This window comes from Nocardioides zeae (assembly GCF_010686755.1).
In the GTDB taxonomy this organism is placed as follows: domain Bacteria; phylum Actinomycetota; class Actinomycetes; order Propionibacteriales; family Nocardioidaceae; genus Nocardioides; species Nocardioides zeae.
Genome location: NZ_JAAGXA010000001.1, coordinates 652,451 through 669,554, shown reverse-complemented (window position 1 = coordinate 669,554; position 17,104 = coordinate 652,451). Strand labels below are relative to the sequence as shown.

Here is a 17,104-nt window from a genome sequence, read left to right as displayed (position 1 = left end):
ACTGATGCGATTTCCATATATGGTGGTCGACGCAGCTGGTTCGGCCCGTCCTCCAGGCGGGTCGTCGCAAGAGGGAATCCGGTGGAAGACCGGAACTGCCCCGCAGCGGTGAGTGGGAACGACCTCCGTCAACAAGCACTGGGCACGGCCGCCGGCCAGCCTGGGAAGCGACGGACAGTAGGCCGCAGCACGATTGCCCACGAGTCCGAAGACCTGCCAGTGCCTCGCCCCCGACGGGCGAGGGTCCGCGACCCCGAGGGAGGGTCGGAGGATCGACCGCCCATCGTCGTGCGTCCCGTCCGGAGGCACGGTCCTGGTGGCGTCCGTTCCCCCACCCCTCTCGTCCGCGGACGTGCATACCGCGACGTTCCACGAGGGGTGGAGACGACCATGAGCACCACGACCAACGGCCGGATCGAGGTCGTCAAGCGTGACGGCACCCGTGCGCCGTACGACGGCTACGAGATCGCCCGGTCCATCGAGGAGGCCGCCACCGGTCTCGACGACGGGGTCGCCCGCGCGACACAGCTCCGTTCCGAGCTCGAGATCACGCTCTTCGACGGCATCACCAGCGAGCAGCTGGACGAGGCCGTCGTGCAGGTGGCGCTGCAGAACGTGAAGGACGACCCGGCTTACGACACCATCGCCTCGCGCCTGCTCGTGAAGAGCCTCTACAAGGCGATCTTCGGTGAGGGCGTGACGCGCGACGAGGTCTACGCGTTCCACGGCGAGGCGTTCGTCGCGTTCGTCCTCCGCGGCGTCGAGCTCGGGCTCCTCGACCCACGTCTCGGCGAGCTCTTCGACCTCGAGCGGCTCGGCGCCGCCCTCGACCCCGACCGCGACGACCTGCTGCGCTACGTCGGCGTCCAGACGATGCGCACGCGCTACATGATCGCCGGCCCCGACGGACGGCCGCTGGAGATGCCGCAGTTCTTCTGGATGCGCGTCGCGATGGGTCTCGCGCTGAACGAGGAGGACCCCACCCGTGCGGCGGAGCGCTTCTACGACAAGATGTCGCGCCTCGAGTACCTCGCCGCAGGCTCCACCCTCGTCAACGCCGGCACGACCTACAGCCAGCTCTCCAACTGCTTCGTGATGCAGATGGAGGACGAGATCGAGCACATCGCGAAGTCGGTGCGCGACGTCATGTGGCTGACCAAGGGCACCGGTGGCATCGGCCTCTCGGTCACCAAGCTCCGCGCCGAGGGCTCGCCGATCGCCTCCAACAACACGACCTCGACCGGACCGATCCCCTTCATGCACACGATCGACTCGACGTTGCGTGCCGTCAGCCGCGGCGGCAAGAAGTTCGGTGCGCTGTGCTTCTACATGGAGAACTGGCACCTCGACTTCCCGGCGTTCCTCGACCTGCGCCAGAACTCGGGAGACCCCTACCGCCGCACCCGTACGGCCAACACCGCCGTGTGGATCTCCGACGACTTCATGAAGCGCGTCGAGGCCGACCAGCCGTGGTACCTCTTCGACCCGGCCGAGGTGCCCGACCTCGTCGAGCTGACGGGGGCCGCGTTCTCCCGCCGCTACGCGGAGTACGCCGCGGAGGCGGAGGCCGGGCGGCTGCGCCACAAGAAGATCGGCGCCCGCGAGCAGTTCAAGGCCATCCTGACCGCGTTGCAGTCCACCTCGCACCCGTGGCTGACGTGGAAGGACACGATCAACACCCGCGCCCTCAACCACAACACGGGCACGATCCACCTCTCCAACCTGTGCACCGAGATCTGCCTGCCCCAGGACAGCGAGAACGTCGCGGTCTGCAACCTCGCGTCGATCAACCTGTCCCGGCACGTCGTGGGCCGGCGCCGCGGCGCCGGCGGGCAGGGCGCCCGCATCGACTGGGACCGGCTCGCGGAGTCGACCCGCCTCGCCGTGCGTCAGCTCGACAACCTCATCGACGTCACCATCTCCTCGGTGCCTGAGTCGGAGCACTCCAACGAGCTCAACCGCGCCCTGGGGCTCGGGGTCATGGGGTTCACCGACGTCGTCGAGCGCTTCGGCCACAGCTATGCCTCTCCGGAGGCCTACGAGCTCATCGACCAGATCATGGAGTTCGTCTCCTGGCACGCCATCGACGCCTCCGCCGACCTCGCGCGCGAGCGCGGCTCCTACGCGAACTTCCCCGGTTCGCGGTGGAGCCAGGGCCTCGTCCCCATCGACTCCCTCGACCTCCTCGAGGCGGACCGCGGCGTACCGGTCGAGGTCGACCGCACCACCCGCCTCGACTGGCGCACGCTGCGGGAGAAGGTGGCCGGTGGCATCCGCAACTCGACGCTGCTGGCCATCGCCCCCACCGCGTCCATCGGGCTCGTCGCCGGCACCACGCCCGGCCTCGACCCGCAGTTCAGCCAGATCTTCAGCCGCGCCACCAGCTCGGGCAAGTTCCTCGAGGTCAACCGCAACCTCGTCGAGGACCTGCGCGCCGCCGGGCTCTGGGAGGAGGTGCGGGACGACCTGCTCCGCCACCAGGGCGACCTCGCCCAGGTCGCCGCGGAGCGCGACGACCTGACGATCCCCCGCGGGCTCGTCGAGATCTACCAGACGTCGTTCCAGCTGCCGGGGCTCGCCTACCTCGAGGTCGCGGCACGGGCCCAGAAGTGGATCGACCAGGCGATCAGCCGCAACATCTACCTCGCGGACCGGAGCGTCGCGTCGATGGTGGAGCTGTACGCCGCGGCGTGGCGCATGGGCGTCAAGACCACCTACTACCTGCACATGATGCCGCGGCACACGGCCGAGCAGAGCACCGTGAAGGTCAACAAGGCGGAGGCCCGCACCCCGGCGGCCTCCGGTGCCCGCCGGGGGTTCGGCGCAGCGGCCCCCGCGCGTCGCGGCTTCGGGGCAGCGGCGCCGGCAGTCCCCGCCGTACCGGCCGTCGTGCCCGACGACGTGCAGGAGCTCGAGGTGGTGGGCGATGCCGCCTGCCCGGTGGACCCGCAGGAGCGGCTGCAGTGCGAGTCGTGCCAGTGAGCGCCGCGAAGGGCCGCCGGGGCATCCTCGGCACCGGCATCGAGGAGGGCCTGCTGCTCAAGCCCGTCACCTACCCGTGGGCGATGGAGCTCTACGACCAGGCCGTGGCCAACACCTGGTTCCCCAACGAGGTGCAGCTCGGCGAGGACCTCGCCGACTTCGAGCGGATGAGCGACGACGAGCGTCGCGCCCTCACGTTCCTGATGAGCTACTTCAACCCGAGCGAGCTGCTCGTCAACAAGGCTCTCGCGTTCGGGGTGTACCCCTACGTCAACGCAGCGGAGTGTCACCTCTACCTCGCGAAGCAGATGTGGGAGGAGGCCAACCACTGCATGAGCTTCGAGTACGTCCTCGAGACGTTCCCCATCGACCGCGAGTCCGCCTACGCGGCGCACGTCGACGTGCCCTCGATGGCGGCGAAGGAGGAGTTCGAGGTGCGCTTCATCAAGCGGATGACGGAGCAGACCCTGGACATCACCACGGTCGAGGGCAAGCGCGACTTCGTGCGGAACCTGATCGCCTACAACGTCATCCTCGAGGGCATCTGGTTCTACTCCGGGTTCATGGTCGCGCTGAGCTTCCGGCAGCGGAACCTGCTGCGGAACTTCGGCTCGCTCATCGACTGGATCGTGCGCGACGAGTCGCTGCACCTGAAGTTCGGCATCAACCTCGTCCTCACCGTGCTCGAGGAGAACCCGGACGTCGCGACCGAGGAGTTCGCGGCCGAGATCAAGCAGATGATCCTCGACGCCGTCGAGATGGAGGAGGCCTACAACCGCGACCTCCTGCCGAACGGGATCCTCGGCCTCAACGCCGACTACATCAACCAGTACGTGCGCTACCTGGCCGACCGACGCCTCGACGAGCTCGGCTTCGGCCCGCACTACGGCGTCGCCAACCCGGCGAAGTGGATGGCAGCGGCGAACGACACGCTGCAGCTCGTCAACTTCTTCGAGGCCATCAACACCTCCTACGAGGTCAACGCGCGGCAGGACTGAGACGATGTCCTGCATCGGCTTCCTCAGCCCGGCCCACCGGGCCGCCCTCGCCGCCTCCGGCGAGGGCGGCCCCCCGCTGTCCGCCTTCACCTCTCCCCCGGCGTCGGCGAGCAAGGTACGCCGCGTGCGTGCCCTGGCCGCCGATCCGACCCCGGCGATCCGCGAGAGCGCGGCGCTGTCCCACCACGCACCGATCGACGTCCTCGAGCACCTCGCGGACGACGCCGACCCGTCGGTACGGGCGTGCGTCGCGCGCAACCCGCGCACACCGACCTGGGTGCTCACAGCCCTCGCCGCAGACCGCAGTCCCCGGGTGCGGGGCTGGGTCGCCGCCCACCGCCTGTGCCACCCCGACCTGCTCGCCCGGCTCGCCGCCGACCCCGACCCCGCGGTGCGGGCCGTGGTCGCCTGGGCCGCCGGCTGGCAGCACTAGACCGCAGGAGCGAGACCACATGTACGAGAGCAGACGCCTTCGCCGTCGACGACTCTGGGCCGAGCGCCAGCAGGCGAGGTTGCTGGCCTGGTGGGCGCGACGACGTGCCTCATCCCCCAGCAGTATCGGCTGAGGTCCGATCCGGTGGGGCGTCGCAAGGTCTCACCCTGATCTCGGTACCGGACTCTCGGTGCTTCCCGGCGTGCTCCTCGTCGAGATCCCAGGAGGTGGGCGAGGCCGCGCCGACGTGCAGAGAGCAGAGCAGAGAGCAGGGAGCCCGCCGCCTGAGCTCGATGGAGAGACACCCGCCGCGCTTCATGACGAAACGGCGCCGTGCCCGTGTGGGGCACGACGCCGTTCGCCGCCGGCCCGCACATCTGGAACCCGGACCCGGCGTCTCCTCCGTGACCGACTGTGCGTGCAGACGGTCACCCTCGTCGGCTCAGCGAACAGCCTCCTCGAGGAGCTGCTCGCGGTAGGCGATCGAGGTGAGGAAGTCGGGGAGCTCGTCCGCGAGGGTGGTGCGGACGAACAGGTCGTAGAGCACGCGGGCGCGCGGCGCGTCGTACTGCTCGAGCTCGGTCTGGAGGAGGGACTCGACGAGCTCGCGCGTCACGACACTGGTGGTGTCGGCGATCGGCACCGCGTGGCGGATCCACTGCCAGAGCTGGCTGCGGGAGATCTCAGCCGTGGCGGCGTCCTCCATCAGGCCGTTGATGCCCACGGCGCCGCGACCGTCGAGCCAGGCCGAGGTGTAGCCGAGCATGACGGTGACGTTCGTGCGGATGCCCTGCTCGGTGACGGCGCCGGAGATCTTCCCGATGGCGAGGAGGTCTTCAGCGGTGACGTCGACGTCGTCCCGCAGTCGGTCGAGCTGGTTCGGTCGCTCACCCAGGACGGTCGAGAAGGCATCGTCACAGGTGGCGACCAGGCCGGGGTGCGCGACCCAGGATCCGTCGAAGCCGTCAGCCGCCTCGCGGTCCTTGTCCGCGCGGACGGCGGCGAAGGCACGCTCGTTCTCGGCCGGGTCGCGGCTGGGGATCAGCGCCGCCATCCCACCGATCGCGTGCGCACCACGCTTGTGGCAGGTGCGCACGAGCAGCTCGGTGTAGGCGCGCATGTGCGGCACCGTCATGGTGATCGCCGAGCGGTCGGGGAGCACGTACGACGGGTTGTCGCCGAGCGTCTTGATGGTGGAGAAGATGTAGTCCCAGCGGCCGGCGTTGAGTCCGGCAGCGTGGTCGCGGAGCTCATAGAGGATCTCCTCCATCTCGAACGCGGCAGGCAGCGTCTCGATGAGCACGGTGGCACGGATGGTTCCGTGGTCCAGCCCGAGCCACCTCTCGGCGCTCGTGAACACCTCATCCCACCACCTCGCCTCGAGGTGGCTCTCCAGCTTGGGCAGGTAGAAGTACGGCCCAAGGCCCTGAGCAACGAGTCGCTTCGCATTGTGGTGGAGGAAGATCCCGAAGTCGACGAGGGCCCCCGCGACGGGCATGCCCTTGATGCGGACGTTCCTCTCGTCGAGGTGCAGGCCGCGCGGCCTGACGATGATCGTGGCAAGCCGACGGTCCTCGGCGAGCCGGTAGGTCCTGCCGGCCTGCTCGAGCGAGATCACGCGGCTGACGGCGTCGTGGAGGTTGACTTGGCCGTCGATGATGTTGCGCCACGTGGGCGACGTGGCGTCCTCGAAGTCGGCGAGCCAGCAGCAGGCACCGGAGTTCATCGCGTTGATGGTCATCTTGCGGTCGACCGGCCCCGTGATCTCGACGCGACGGTCCTCGAGCCCAGGTCCAGCACCGGCGACGCGCCACGTCTCGTCCTCGCGGATGCTCGCGGTCTCCACCAGGAAGTCAGGCACCGTCCCGGGGTCGCGCGACGCCCGGGCCGCAAGCAGGGCTCGCCGGGTGTCGTCGAACTTGTGGTGGAGCATCCGGACCATGCCGAGCGCTCCATCGGTGAGCATCTCGTGGTCGCGCTCGCCGACGCTGCCGAGCAGCTGCATGTCGTTGCGGGTGGGGGCGCACATCAGAACTGCTCCTCTTCCGTGGATCCCTTGATCGCGGTCGTCGACGAGGCGGGATTGATGGTCGTGGCGAGCGCGTCGAAGTAGCCGGTGCCGGCCTCGCGCTGGTGGCGGGTGGCGGTGTAACCGCGGGACTCGTCGCCGAACTCCCTCTCCTGCAGCTCGACGTAGGCGCTCATGCCGCTCCGGGCGTAGCCGTGGGCCAAGTCGAACATCGAGTGGTTGAGCGCGTGGAAGCCGGCCAGGGTGATGAACTGGAACGTGTAGCCCATCGCGCCGAGCTCGCGCTGGAACTTCGCGATGGTCGCGTCGTCGAGGTGCTTCTTCCAGTTGAAGGACGGCGAGCAGTTGTAGGCGAGCAGCTGGTCGGGGTGCTCCTTCTTGATGGCTTCGGCGTACTGCCGAGCGAGCTCGAGGTCGGGCTCGGACGTCTCCATCCACAGCAGGTCGGCGTACGCGGCGTACGCGATGCCGCGGTCGATGCACGGCTCGATGCCGTTGCTGACCTCGAAGAAGCCCTCGGCGGTGCGTCCGCCGGTGAGGAACCGGCGGTCGCGCTCGTCGACGTCGCTGGTCAACAGGGTCGCGGCCTGGGCGTCGGTGCGAGCGATCACCACGGTCGGGACACCGGACACGTCGGCTGCGAGCCGGGCGGCGTTGAGCGTCCGCACGTGCTGCTGGGTGGGGATCAACACCTTGCCGCCGAGGTGACCGCACTTCTTCTCGCTGGCGAGCTGGTCCTCCCAGTGCACGCCGGCGGCGCCGGCGGCGATCATGGCCTTCATCAGCTCGTATGCGTTGAGCGGCCCGCCGAACCCGGCCTCGGCGTCAGCGACGATGGGCGCGAACCAGTCCTGCGTGACGGTGCCCTCCGCCGTCTCGAGCTGGTCCTGCCGGGCCAGGGCGTTGTTGATGCGGCGCACGACGGCCGGCACGGAGTTGGCCGGGTAGAGGCTCTGGTCGGGGTAGGTCTGGCCGGCGAGGTTCGCGTCCGCGGCCACCTGCCAACCTGACAGGTAGATCGCCTTCAGCCCGGCGCGGACCTGCTGGACGGCCTGGTTCCCGGTGAGCGCGCCGAGCGCGTTCACGTAGTCGACGCCCTCCACCTGCCCCGTCACGTAGTCCCAGAGCTTGCGTGCACCACGATCGGCCAGCGTGTGTGCCTCCTGGACCGATCCGCGCAGCCGGGCGACATCGGCGCCGGTGTAGTCGCGGGCGACGTTCGCCCAGCGCCGGTCGGACGCCCACGCGGCGTCGAGCTCCTCGGCGGTGGGGGAGGTGGTGGTCTGCTCGGTCAAGGGGAGCTCCTCTGCTCGTGGGGCTCCGCCGGAAGGCGGGTGCCCGTACGGGGGCGATGTCGAGGACGACGTTCCCCCGCCCGCATCGAGCAGGGCGAGGCACGCAAGAGGCGAAGTTCTGACAACCACATCCCGCCGTTCTGCGAAGGCTGCGAAGGCATCCTTCGCAAAGATCGGGCTAATGTGCCGCTCATGGACCGCGTCTACGCCGGCGGTCGCCTCCGCCGGATGCGCCAGGACCGCGGGATGACCCAGGTCGACCTCGCCAAGGTGTTGGCCATCTCGCCGAGCTACCTCAACCAGATCGAGCACGACACCCGTCCGTTGACGGTCTCGGTGCTGTTGCGGATCAACGAGGTCTTCGGCATCGATCCCGGGTTCTTCGCCCCGCGCGACACGGCGCGGGCGATGATCGAGCTGCGGGAGGCGCTCCCCGGTCGCCCGGGTGCGAGCCCGGTGCCACTCGCCGACCTCCAGGAGCTCGCGGGACGGATGCCGGAGGTCGCCGAGGCGGTGATCGAGCTGTACCGACGCTACCGCGAGGCCGGCGACCACCTCGCTGCGCTCACCGACTCGCGCTCGTCGGCGACGGCGAACAGCCCCCACGAGATGGTGCGCGACTACTTCTACCGCTACCAGAACTACGTCGACGAGCTCGACCAGGCAGCCGAGCAGAGCGCGCGTGCCGTGGGCACCCGGCGGGGCGAGGTGCGCCGGCGTCTCCGCGAGTACCTGGCGCAGACACACCGCATTACGGTCGCGGTGCGACCCCGCGAGGAGGGCGCACCGACCGGGGAGATGCACCGCTACGACGCGGCGAGCCGCGTGCTGACCTTCTCGCCGCACCTGCGTCCCGGGCAGCAGGCATTCCGGCTCGCCACCGAGCTCGCCTACCTCGAGCAGGGCGACCTGATCGACGGACTCCTCGACGCAGAGCCCTGGCCCAGCGACGAAGCGCGGCATCTCGCGCGGATCGGGCTGGCCAACCACTTCGCCGGAGCCTTCATCCTCCCGTACACGCCGTTCTTCCGAGCGGCGGAGAAGTTCCGCTACGACCTCGAGCTGCTGGCCGACCACTTCGGGGTCTCCTACGAGACCATCGCCCACCGCCTCAGCACGCTGCAGCGACCGGGGATGCGAGGCGTCCCGTTCATCTTCGTTCGGGTCGACCGTGCTGGCAACATCTCGAAGCGACAGTCGGCGACGGGGTTCCACTTCTCCCGCTCCGGCGGGACGTGTCCGTTGTGGAACGTCTACGAGTCGTTCGCCGCCCCGGGCCGGGTGATCACGCAGGTCGCGGAGATGCCCGACGGCCAGCGCTACCTCTGGGTAGCGCGGTCCCTCACCCGCAACCGTGCCGGCCACGGTCAACCCGCCAAGACGTTCGCCGTCGGGCTCGGGTGCGAGGTCCGGCACTCCGGTCGCCTCGTGTACGCCGACGGGCTCGACATCGAGGACTCCCGCACCGTGATGCCCATCGGCCCCGGCTGCAAGACGTGCGAACGTCCGCGCTGTCCCCAGCGGGCAGCGCCGCCGATCGGCGGGCAGCTCGCGGTGGAGGACCACCGCAGCACCTTCGTCCCCTACCCGCTGGCCATGCGCACGAGCAGCTGACACTGTGCACCGGGTGCGGCTGACGGGCTGAGACCGACGCCTAGCATCAGGGACGTGCTGACCGCATTCCTGCTGACGCTGGTGGCCGGACTGGCAACGTCGCTCGGCGGGCTGCTCGCCCTGCACCCGCGCGTGCGGACTCCTCACGGACTCGGGGTCGCGCTGGCCTTCGCTGCCGGCGCGATGCTGGTCGTCGCCGCGGTGGAGATCCTTCCCGCCAGTGCGGCCTCCCTGCGGAGCAGCCTGGGCTCGTGGTCCCAGGCATGGCTCGTGACCACCGGGTCCGCAGGACTCGCAGCGGCGTCGGTCGTCGTGGCGGCGAGACGGCTCGGCAAGGCAGTAGGTGCGTCCGAGCAGAGCGGGCGAGGTCGGTACCACGATGCGGAGGCCACCAGGAGACGGGTACGACGCAGCGGCGTTCTCGTCGCGTTGGCCGTTGCAGCGCACAACATTCCCGAGGGACTGGTGACGTTCGTGACGGCAGTGGACGACCCGAGGGCAGGACTCCTCGTCGCGATGGCCGTCGCCCTCCACAACGTGCCGGAGGGTGTTGCCGTCGCAGCCCCGCTGTACGGCACGGGCATCGGCGGGCCGCGTGCGTTCGCTCTGGCGACCGCGTCGGGCCTCGCCGAGCCGCTCGGAGCGCTGATCGGCTACGTCGTCCTGTCGGCCACGCTGCCACCGGACGTCTGCGGTGTCGTCTTCGCCTCGATCGCCGGCGTGATGGTGGCGGTGAGCTGCGTCGAGCTGCTCCCGAACGCTGATCGACTGGTGTCCCGCGGGCGCGCGGCACGCGCGGCCTCCTGCGGCGCCGTCGTCATGGGCGTCAGCCTCCTCATGCTCGGCACCGTATAGCCGGGCTACCGGTCGGTCTCCAACCCTGACTGGCAGAAATTCGCAGCTTCGCACCCTTCTGCGCGAAGGACGGCACACCGAGCCTTGCGGTCGTCACAGCACGACGACGAACCGGAGGACATGCATGATCGACCACCACGTCCGTACCTATCGCAGTCTGGAGCACCTTCCACGCGAGGAGCAGCTCGCATGGAAGCTGGCGCTCCTCGCGGCCGATCCGGTCGAGGTGCCCGGTGACGTCGCCGACATGGTGGTCAACCGGGTGATCGACAACGCGGCCGTGGCGGTGGCGTCCCTCGACCGTCGCCCGGTCGTGGCCGCACGCGGACAGGCCCTGAGCCGTCCGGTCCAGCGAGGAGCCACGCTGTTCGGGCTACCTGCGTCCGTCCGCGTCGCGCCGGAGTGGGCCGCGTGGGCGAACGGGGTGGCGGTGCGCGAGCTGGACTACCACGACACGTTTCTCGCCGCTGAGTACAGCCACCCGGGCGACAACGTTCCCGCCCTCCTGGCCGCCGCCCAGCACGTCGGTGCCACCGGCCACGACGTGGTGCGCGCGATCGCGACGGGCTACGAGGTTCAGATCAACCTGGCCCGCGGGATGTGCCTGCACGCGCACAAGATCGACCACGTCGCCCACCTCGGGCCGTCCGTCGCAGCGGGCCTGGGGACCCTGCTGGATGCTCCGCCCGAGGTCACCTACCAGGCCATCGGCCAGGCGTTGCACACGACCACCGCGACCCGGCAGTCGCGCAAGGGCGAGATCTCGTCGTGGAAGGCCTACGCCCCCGCCCACGCCGGCAAGCTCGCCCTGGAGGCGATGGACCGGGCGCTGCGCGGCGAGGGTGCCCCGGCACCGATCTGGGAGGGCGAGGACGGGGTGATCGCGTGGCTGCTCGGCGGTCCGGACGCGACCTACACCGTCCCCCTGCCGGGCCCGGGCGAAGCGAAGCGTGCGATCCTCGACTCCTACACCAAGGAGCACTCGGCGGAGTACCAGAGCCAGGCGCTGATCGACCTCGCCCGACGGATGCGCGACCGCGTCCCCGACACGTCGCGGGTGCGCTCGGTCGTCATCCACACCTCGCACCACACGCACTACGTGATCGGCACCGGTGCCGAGGACCCGCAGAAAATGGACCCGAGCGCGAGCCGGGAGACCCTCGACCACTCGATCATGTACATCTTCGCGGTCGCGCTGGAGGACGGCGCCTGGCACCACGTCGACTCCTACGCGCCCGAGCGCGCGAGCCGAAGCGAGACGGTCACCCTGTGGCACAAGGTGTCGACGGTCGAGGACCCGCACTGGACAGCCGCCTACCACGCCGCGCAGCCGCAGTTCGGCGGCCGGGTCGAGATCACGCTCGACGACGGGACGGTGGTGGTCGACGAGCTCGGCGTGGCCGACGCCCACCCGGCGGGGGCGCGACCGTTCGCGCGCGAGCAGTACGTCGCGAAGTTCCGCACCCTCGCGGACGGGATCGTCTCCCCGACCGAGCAGGACCGCTTCCTGGCGGCTGTGCAACGCCTGCCCGACCTCGCCGCGCACGAGCTGCGGGGCCTCACGGTCGAGGCCGACCTCGTCACGCTCGCCGACGCACCGGAGGGTCTGCTGTGAGCGGTCCCGCCCGGAGCTGGGCGCCGTCCGAGCGACGGTGGGCCCTGCGCCACGCCTTGCTCGAAGCGCGCTCCACAGGCCGGCCGCTGCGGTTCCCCGGCGCGTTCACACCGCTCTCCTCCCGGCTGATCCAGGAGCACGGGTTCGACGGCGCCTACATCTCCGGGGCGGTGATGGCCGCCGAACGTGGGCTCCCCGACATCGGGTTGACCACGCTCACCGAGGTGACCGAGCGGGCGCGCGACATCAGCGCCGCCGCCGACCTGCCCACCCTCGTCGACGCCGACACCGGGTTCGGGGAACCGATGAACGCCGCACGGACGACCACGCTCCTCGAGGCAGCCGGCGTCACGGGCTTCCACCTGGAGGACCAGGTCAACCCCAAGCGGTGCGGGCACCTCGACGGCAAGCAGGTCGTCGACGTCGCGACGATGAAGCGGCGCATCCGCGCAGCGGTGTCGGCGCGGACCGATGCGGGAACCGTGATCTGCGCCCGCACCGACGCCCGCGCGGTGGAGGGCTTCGACGCCGCGCTCGACCGGGCCAAGGCGTACGTCGACGCGGGTGCCGACATGATCTTTCCCGAGGCCCTCGCCAACCTGGGCGAGTACGAGCGGTTCGCCGCTGCGCTCGACGTGCCGGTTCTCGCGAACATGACGGAGTTCGGCAAGGGCACCCTTCACGACGTCCGGTCGCTCGGGAACGCGGGAGTCGCGCTCGTGATCTATCCGGTCACCCTGCTCCGCCTCGCCATGGGCGCGGTCGAGAAAGGGCTGGCCCGACTCTCCGCCGACGGCACCCAGGCCGCCTTGGTGCCGCGCATGCAGAGCCGGGCGCGCCTCTACGAGCTGCTCGGCTACGCCGAGTACGCCGCCTTTGACCAGTCCGTCTTCGACTTCGCCGTGCCCGGGCCGACCACGCAGCCCCCTGCCACCCCCGGCACCGACCTCCAGGAGGACCACCGATGAACGCTTCCGACATCCGCCGCGGACTCACCGGCGTGGTGGTCGACACCACCGAGATCAGCCGCGTCGACCACGAGACGAACTCCTTGACCTACCGCGGCTACGCCGTCCAGGACCTCGCGGCCCAGTGCTGCTTCGAGGAGGTCGCCTGGCTGCTGTGGCACGGCGAACTGCCGAACGCGACCGAGCTCGCGGACCTCCGCGTCCGCGAGCGGGCCCTGCGGCTGCCGGGGCGCGGCGTGCAGAGCGTCCTGGGACGGCTGCCCGACTCGTGCCACCCGATGGACGTGCTGCGCACCGCCGTGAGCCTGATCGGCGCCGACGACCCGACCGAGGAGCTGGACGACCGGGACCACGACCTCACGAAGGCCCTGGACCTCCTCGCCAAGCTGCCGACCGTCGTCGCCGCCGAGCAGCGACGTCGGCGCGGTCTCGACCCGATCCCTCCCGACCCCTCGCTCGGGTGGGCGGAGAACTTCCTCCAGATGTGCTTCGGCGCGGTGCCCGCGCCCGAGGTCGTCCGCGCTTTCGAGGTCTCGATGGTGCTGTACGCCGAGCACTCCTTCAACGCCTCCACCTTCACCGCCCGGGTGGTGACCTCGACGCTGTCGGACTTCCACTCGGCGATCACGGCAGCCATCGGCGCCCTCAAGGGCCCCCTCCACGGCGGCGCCAACGAGGCCGTCATGCACATGCTCCGAGAGATCCATGCCGAGGGCGGGGCTGAGGCCGCACCCGTCTGGCTCGCTCGAGCGCTGGCGGACCGACGCAAGATCATGGGCTTCGGGCACCGCGTCTACAAGAACGGCGACTCGCGCGTCCCGACGATGACGGCGCACCTGCGCTCCATCACCGCCGGCGCCGAGGGCGCCACCGCCGACCTGATGGCGACGTACGACGCGCTGGCCGAGCTGATGCTCGAGCGAAAAGGATTGCACCCCAACCTCGACTACCCGACGGGGCCCGTCTACGACCTGATGGGCATCGACATCCCCATGTTCACGCCGCTGTTCGTCATGAGCCGGGTGACGGGCTGGTCGGCGCACGTCGTCGAGCAGCGCGCTGCCAACGCCCTGATCCGGCCGCTGAGCTCCTACACAGGACCTTCGACCCGTGCCGTCCCACGAGGAGCTGAGCGCCTTGTCGGATGACGGAACGATCCGTACCGAGCTCGATGGACGTGTCGCGACCGTCGTGCTCGACCGACCGGACAAGTGCAACGCGCTGACGATGGACATGTGGCGGATGCTGGAGCTCACGGTCCGCGGGTTGGGTGAGGATCCGCGCGTGCTTGCCATCGTGATCGTCGGTGCGGGACGCGACTTCTGTGCTGGTGCGGACATCCGAGAGCTGCCGCTGGACTCCGACGCCTTCCACCGCCTGCACCTGGCAGCCGAACGGACTATCGCGGATGCTCCCAAGCCGGTGATCGCCGCCGTGCGCGGCAGTTGCGTCGGCGGCGGCTGCGAGATCGCCGTGGCGGCCGACCTGTGCTTCGCGGAGCCGACCGCTAGGTTCGGCATCACGGCCAGCCGGCTCGGGGTCGTCTATCCCTACACCCCGACGCAGCGCCTCGTCGCCGCCGTCGGCCGGGGCCGGGCGCGGCGCATGCTCTACGGGGGCGAGCTGTTCGACGCAGCGTGGGCCGAGCGCGCCGGCCTGGTGAGCGAGGTCGTCGACGGCGACGTCGAGGAGTTCGCCCACGGGTATGCCCAGATGCTGGTGCGCCGATCCCAGACCACCATCGCAGCGGCGCGCCAGAACACCGCTGGCACCCCGGCCGATCTGGCATGGCCCGACACGGACTACGTCGAAGGAATCCGTGCCTACCGGCACGGTCGGGAGCCGGAGTTCGGGACACTGCCCCGCCCTCTCCGACTCTGACGAACACACCGCGGCTCCGCACCGCGCGCTGTCGTAAGAGGGGGCTCCGGCACGTGCCGAAGCCCCCTCGTGAGACTCGTCAGCCCGCGGCTTCCTCCAGCTCGGCCCGCACGCGTGCGGCGGCCTCGACGAGATGGGCCAGTGCTGGGCGGACCTCGGCGTACCCGCGTGTCTTGAGCCCGCAGTCCGGGTTGACCCAGAGCTGTTCGGGCGACAGGGCTCGTGTCGCAGCGCGGAGGAGAGCGGCCATGTCATCGGCCGAGGGCACCCGCGGCGAGTGGATGTCGTAGACACCGGGCCCGAGAGCCCCCGCGAAACCGTGCAACGCCACGTCGGCAAGCAGTTCCATGCCGGAGCGGGCGGCCTCCACGCTGGTGACGTCGGCGCCGAGCCCGTCGATCGCGTCGATCACCTCGCCGAACTCCGAGTAGCACAGGTGGGTGTGCACCTGCGTGTCCGCCCGGACCCCGCTCGTCGCGAGCCGGAAGGCGGCGACCGCCCATTCCAGGTAGGCCTGCTGCGCGGCCCGTCGCAACGGCAGCAGCTCTCGCAGTGCGGGCTCGTCGACCTGGATGATGGGAACACCTGCCGCCTCGAGATCGGCGACCTCGTCCCGCAGTGCGAGGGCGACCTGGTCGGCGGTCGTCGCGCGGGGCTGGTCGTCGCGGACGAAGGACCACGCCAGGATGGTGACGGGGCCCGTCAGCATGCCCTTCATCGGACGGTCCGTCAGGCTCGCGGCATACCTGGTCCACCTCACCGTCATGGGCTGCGGCCGTGTGACGTCGCCGTGCAGCAACGGTGGCCGCACGCACCGCGTTCCGTACGACTGCACCCAACCCGAGCCGGTGGTGGCGAAGCCCCCCAGCAGCTCCGCGAAGTACTGCACCATATCGTTGCGCTCGGGCTCGCCGTGCACCAGGACGTCCAACCCGAGGCTCTCCTGCAGCGCGACCACATCAGCGATCTCGGCCTGCATGCGCTCCTCGTAGGTGGCGTCGTCGATCCGTCCCGCACGGTGGGCGGCGCGCGCCGAGCGCACGGCGTCGGTCTGCGGGAAGGAGCCGATCGTCGTGGTCGGCAGTGCCGGCAGGCGGAGCCGATGCGCCTGGGCGACGCGCCGGACCTCGACCGGTTCCCGTCGGCGGTCGTCGGCACGGATCGCGGCGACGCGCTGCGCGACCTCGTCACGCCCTCGGCCGAGGTCGGCAGCGCGGGTGCGGCTCGCACCAGCCGACCCCGCGAACGCCGCACGTGCCCCCGGGTCGTCGCTGCCTTCGCCGCTCAACGCACGCTGCAGTGCCACCACCTCCCCCAGCTTCTGATCGGCGAACGCCACGGACGCACGGACGGCCGGGTTCAGGCCGGTCTCGACCGAGACGTCGTACGGGACATGCAGCAGCGAGCAGCTGCTCGACACCGAGAGTGCGCCGGGTAGCGCCTGCCAGGCGCGCAGCTCACCGAGGCGCTGCTCCAGATCGGTGCGCCAGACGTTGCGGCCGTCAACCGCACCGAGGACGACCTGCGTGGTACCGAACACACGGGCGGGAGGAGGAGCCGGCGACCCGGCAACCAGGTCCAGGGCGATGCCGTCGACTCTCGCGCTGCAGACCGCAGCGAGCGCGTCCGTGGCGTCGCCGAAGTAGGTCGCGACCAGCATCGCGGGTCGCTCTGAGAGCTCGCCCAACCTCCTGTACACCTGGTGCACCCTGGCGAGCGCCGTTGCGTCGAGGTCCCTCACCAGTGCTGGCTCATCGATCTGCACCCACTCGACACCGGCATCGGCGAGGGCGCGGAGCAGGTCGGCGTACACCTCGGCCAGCTCGGTCAGCCGATCGAGCGGAGTGAAGGTCGACGGTGCGTCGGCGGCGGACTTGGCGAGTGACAAGAACGTCCAGGGTCCGACGACGACGGGGCGAGAGCGGACGCCGGCGGCGACAGCCTCGGCGTGCTCCAGCAGCGGCTTGCGCGCGTCGAGCGCGAACGGGGTCGCCGCCCCGATCTCCGGCACCAGGTAGTGGTAGTTCGTGTCGAACCACTTGGTCATCTCCAGCGGCTGCTGGTCGTCGGTGCCCCGGGCCATCGCGAAGTACAGGTCGAGGTCGGTGCCGGACGCCGAGGCTCCGCCGCCGACGTTCGTGAACCTCGGTGGCACCGCGCCGAGGAGCATCACGGTGTCGAGCAGCTGGTCGTACAGGCTGAAGGTGTTGACGGGGACGGAGTCCAAGCCAGCTGCCGACATGGTGGCGAGGGCGTCGTGCCGAACGGCGCTGGCCGTGCGGTCGACATCAGCCGCCGTCGCCTGCCCGCGCCAGTAGGCCTCCAGCGTGCGCTTCAGCTCGCGATGACGACCGATCCGGGGATAGCCCAGGACCGTTGCGCCGATCGGACGCGGTGGGGATTGTGTCGTGCTCATCTTCGTCTCATACCTCGT

General features: G+C 70.2%; 12 protein-coding genes and 1 riboswitch. Of the genes, 9 read left to right on the top strand and 3 right to left on the bottom strand.

Features of this window, described 5'->3' with window-relative positions; genetic code table 11:
* The first annotated feature begins 18 nt into the window (after positions 1-18).
* A riboswitch (cobalamin riboswitch) is annotated at positions 19-235 on the top strand.
* Positions 236-390: 155 nt separating this feature from the next.
* The 3 genes from G3T38_RS03170 to G3T38_RS03160 are packed head-to-tail and all read left to right on the top strand — an operon-like array spanning position 391 to position 4,413.
* Positions 391-2,982, top strand: coding sequence for a ribonucleoside-diphosphate reductase subunit alpha (locus G3T38_RS03170; RefSeq protein WP_163770576.1), 2,592 nt, complete (start codon positions 391-393; stop codon positions 2,980-2,982).
* 23 nt (positions 2,983-3,005) lie between these two features.
* Positions 3,006-3,980 carry a ribonucleotide-diphosphate reductase subunit beta gene (locus G3T38_RS03165; RefSeq protein ID WP_338037436.1) on the top strand — a complete coding sequence of 325 codons (975 nt, stop codon included), beginning with the start codon at positions 3,006-3,008 and terminating at the stop codon, positions 3,978-3,980.
* 4 nt (positions 3,981-3,984) lie between these two features.
* Positions 3,985-4,413: a variant leucine-rich repeat-containing protein gene (locus G3T38_RS03160; protein WP_206675760.1), complete on the top strand. Its 429-nt coding sequence runs from the start codon at positions 3,985-3,987 to the stop codon at positions 4,411-4,413.
* A 442-nt stretch (positions 4,414-4,855) separates the two neighbouring features.
* On the opposite strand, the gene aceB is transcribed toward G3T38_RS03160, so the two are convergent.
* Together aceB and aceA are read right to left on the bottom strand one after the other, a co-directional pair.
* Complete coding sequence (gene aceB / locus G3T38_RS03155) at positions 4,856-6,442, bottom strand: malate synthase A (protein WP_206675759.1); 1,587 nt, start codon at positions 6,440-6,442, stop codon at positions 4,856-4,858.
* Entirely contained in the window at positions 6,442-7,737 is a 1,296-nt protein-coding gene (gene aceA, locus G3T38_RS03150; RefSeq protein ID WP_163770575.1) for an isocitrate lyase, read from the bottom strand. The genes aceB and aceA overlap by 1 nt, the downstream gene beginning before the upstream one ends.
* 192 nt (positions 7,738-7,929) lie before the next feature.
* On the opposite strand from aceA, the gene G3T38_RS03145 reads away from it, so the two are divergent.
* From G3T38_RS03145 to G3T38_RS03120, 6 genes are all read left to right on the top strand, one after another.
* Complete coding sequence (locus G3T38_RS03145) at positions 7,930-9,351, top strand: short-chain fatty acyl-CoA regulator family protein (protein WP_163770574.1); 1,422 nt, start codon at positions 7,930-7,932, stop codon at positions 9,349-9,351.
* Between the two features lie 54 nt (positions 9,352-9,405).
* Positions 9,406-10,206 (top strand): ZIP family metal transporter, encoded by an 801-nt coding sequence (locus G3T38_RS03140; RefSeq protein ID WP_163770573.1) that lies wholly within the window; start codon positions 9,406-9,408, stop codon positions 10,204-10,206.
* Positions 10,207-10,330: 124 nt separating this feature from the next.
* Positions 10,331-11,821 carry an MmgE/PrpD family protein gene (locus G3T38_RS03135; RefSeq protein WP_163770572.1) on the top strand — a complete coding sequence of 497 codons (1,491 nt, stop codon included), beginning with the start codon at positions 10,331-10,333 and terminating at the stop codon, positions 11,819-11,821.
* Complete coding sequence (gene prpB, locus G3T38_RS03130) at positions 11,818-12,789, top strand: methylisocitrate lyase (RefSeq protein WP_163770571.1); 972 nt, start codon at positions 11,818-11,820, stop codon at positions 12,787-12,789. Before G3T38_RS03135 ends, prpB begins: the two co-directional genes overlap by 4 nt.
* A complete protein-coding gene (locus tag G3T38_RS03125) occupies positions 12,786-13,937 on the top strand; it encodes a bifunctional 2-methylcitrate synthase/citrate synthase (RefSeq protein ID WP_163770570.1) in 1,152 nt (383 codons plus the stop codon). Before prpB ends, G3T38_RS03125 begins: the two co-directional genes overlap by 4 nt.
* A complete protein-coding gene (locus G3T38_RS03120; protein WP_163770569.1) occupies positions 13,900-14,670 on the top strand; it encodes an enoyl-CoA hydratase-related protein in 771 nt (256 codons plus the stop codon). The genes G3T38_RS03125 and G3T38_RS03120 overlap by 38 nt, the downstream gene beginning before the upstream one ends.
* Positions 14,671-14,749: 79 nt before the next feature.
* On the opposite strand, the gene metE is transcribed toward G3T38_RS03120, so the two are convergent.
* Positions 14,750-17,086, bottom strand: coding sequence for a 5-methyltetrahydropteroyltriglutamate--homocysteine S-methyltransferase (gene metE, locus G3T38_RS03115; RefSeq protein WP_163770568.1), 2,337 nt, complete (start codon positions 17,084-17,086; stop codon positions 14,750-14,752).
* Between the last annotated feature and the right edge of the window lie 18 nt (positions 17,087-17,104).

Excerpts from the sequence above, each read along its gene's own strand:
- G3T38_RS03170 (WP_163770576.1), top strand. The coding sequence starts at position 391 with ATGAGCACCACGACCAACGGCCGGATCGAGGTCGTCAAGCGTGACGGC.
- G3T38_RS03160 (WP_206675760.1), top strand. The coding sequence starts at position 3,985 with ATGTCCTGCATCGGCTTCCTCAGCCCGGCCCACCGGGCCGCCCTCGCC.
- aceB (WP_206675759.1), bottom strand. The coding sequence starts at position 6,442 with ATGTGCGCCCCCACCCGCAACGACATGCAGCTGCTCGGCAGCGTCGGC.
- G3T38_RS03135 (WP_163770572.1), top strand. The coding sequence starts at position 10,331 with ATGATCGACCACCACGTCCGTACCTATCGCAGTCTGGAGCACCTTCCA.
- metE (WP_163770568.1), bottom strand. The coding sequence starts at position 17,086 with ATGAGCACGACACAATCCCCACCGCGTCCGATCGGCGCAACGGTCCTG.
- G3T38_RS03125 (WP_163770570.1), top strand. The coding sequence starts at position 12,786 with ATGAACGCTTCCGACATCCGCCGCGGACTCACCGGCGTGGTGGTCGAC.
- G3T38_RS03145 (WP_163770574.1), top strand. The coding sequence starts at position 7,930 with ATGGACCGCGTCTACGCCGGCGGTCGCCTCCGCCGGATGCGCCAGGAC.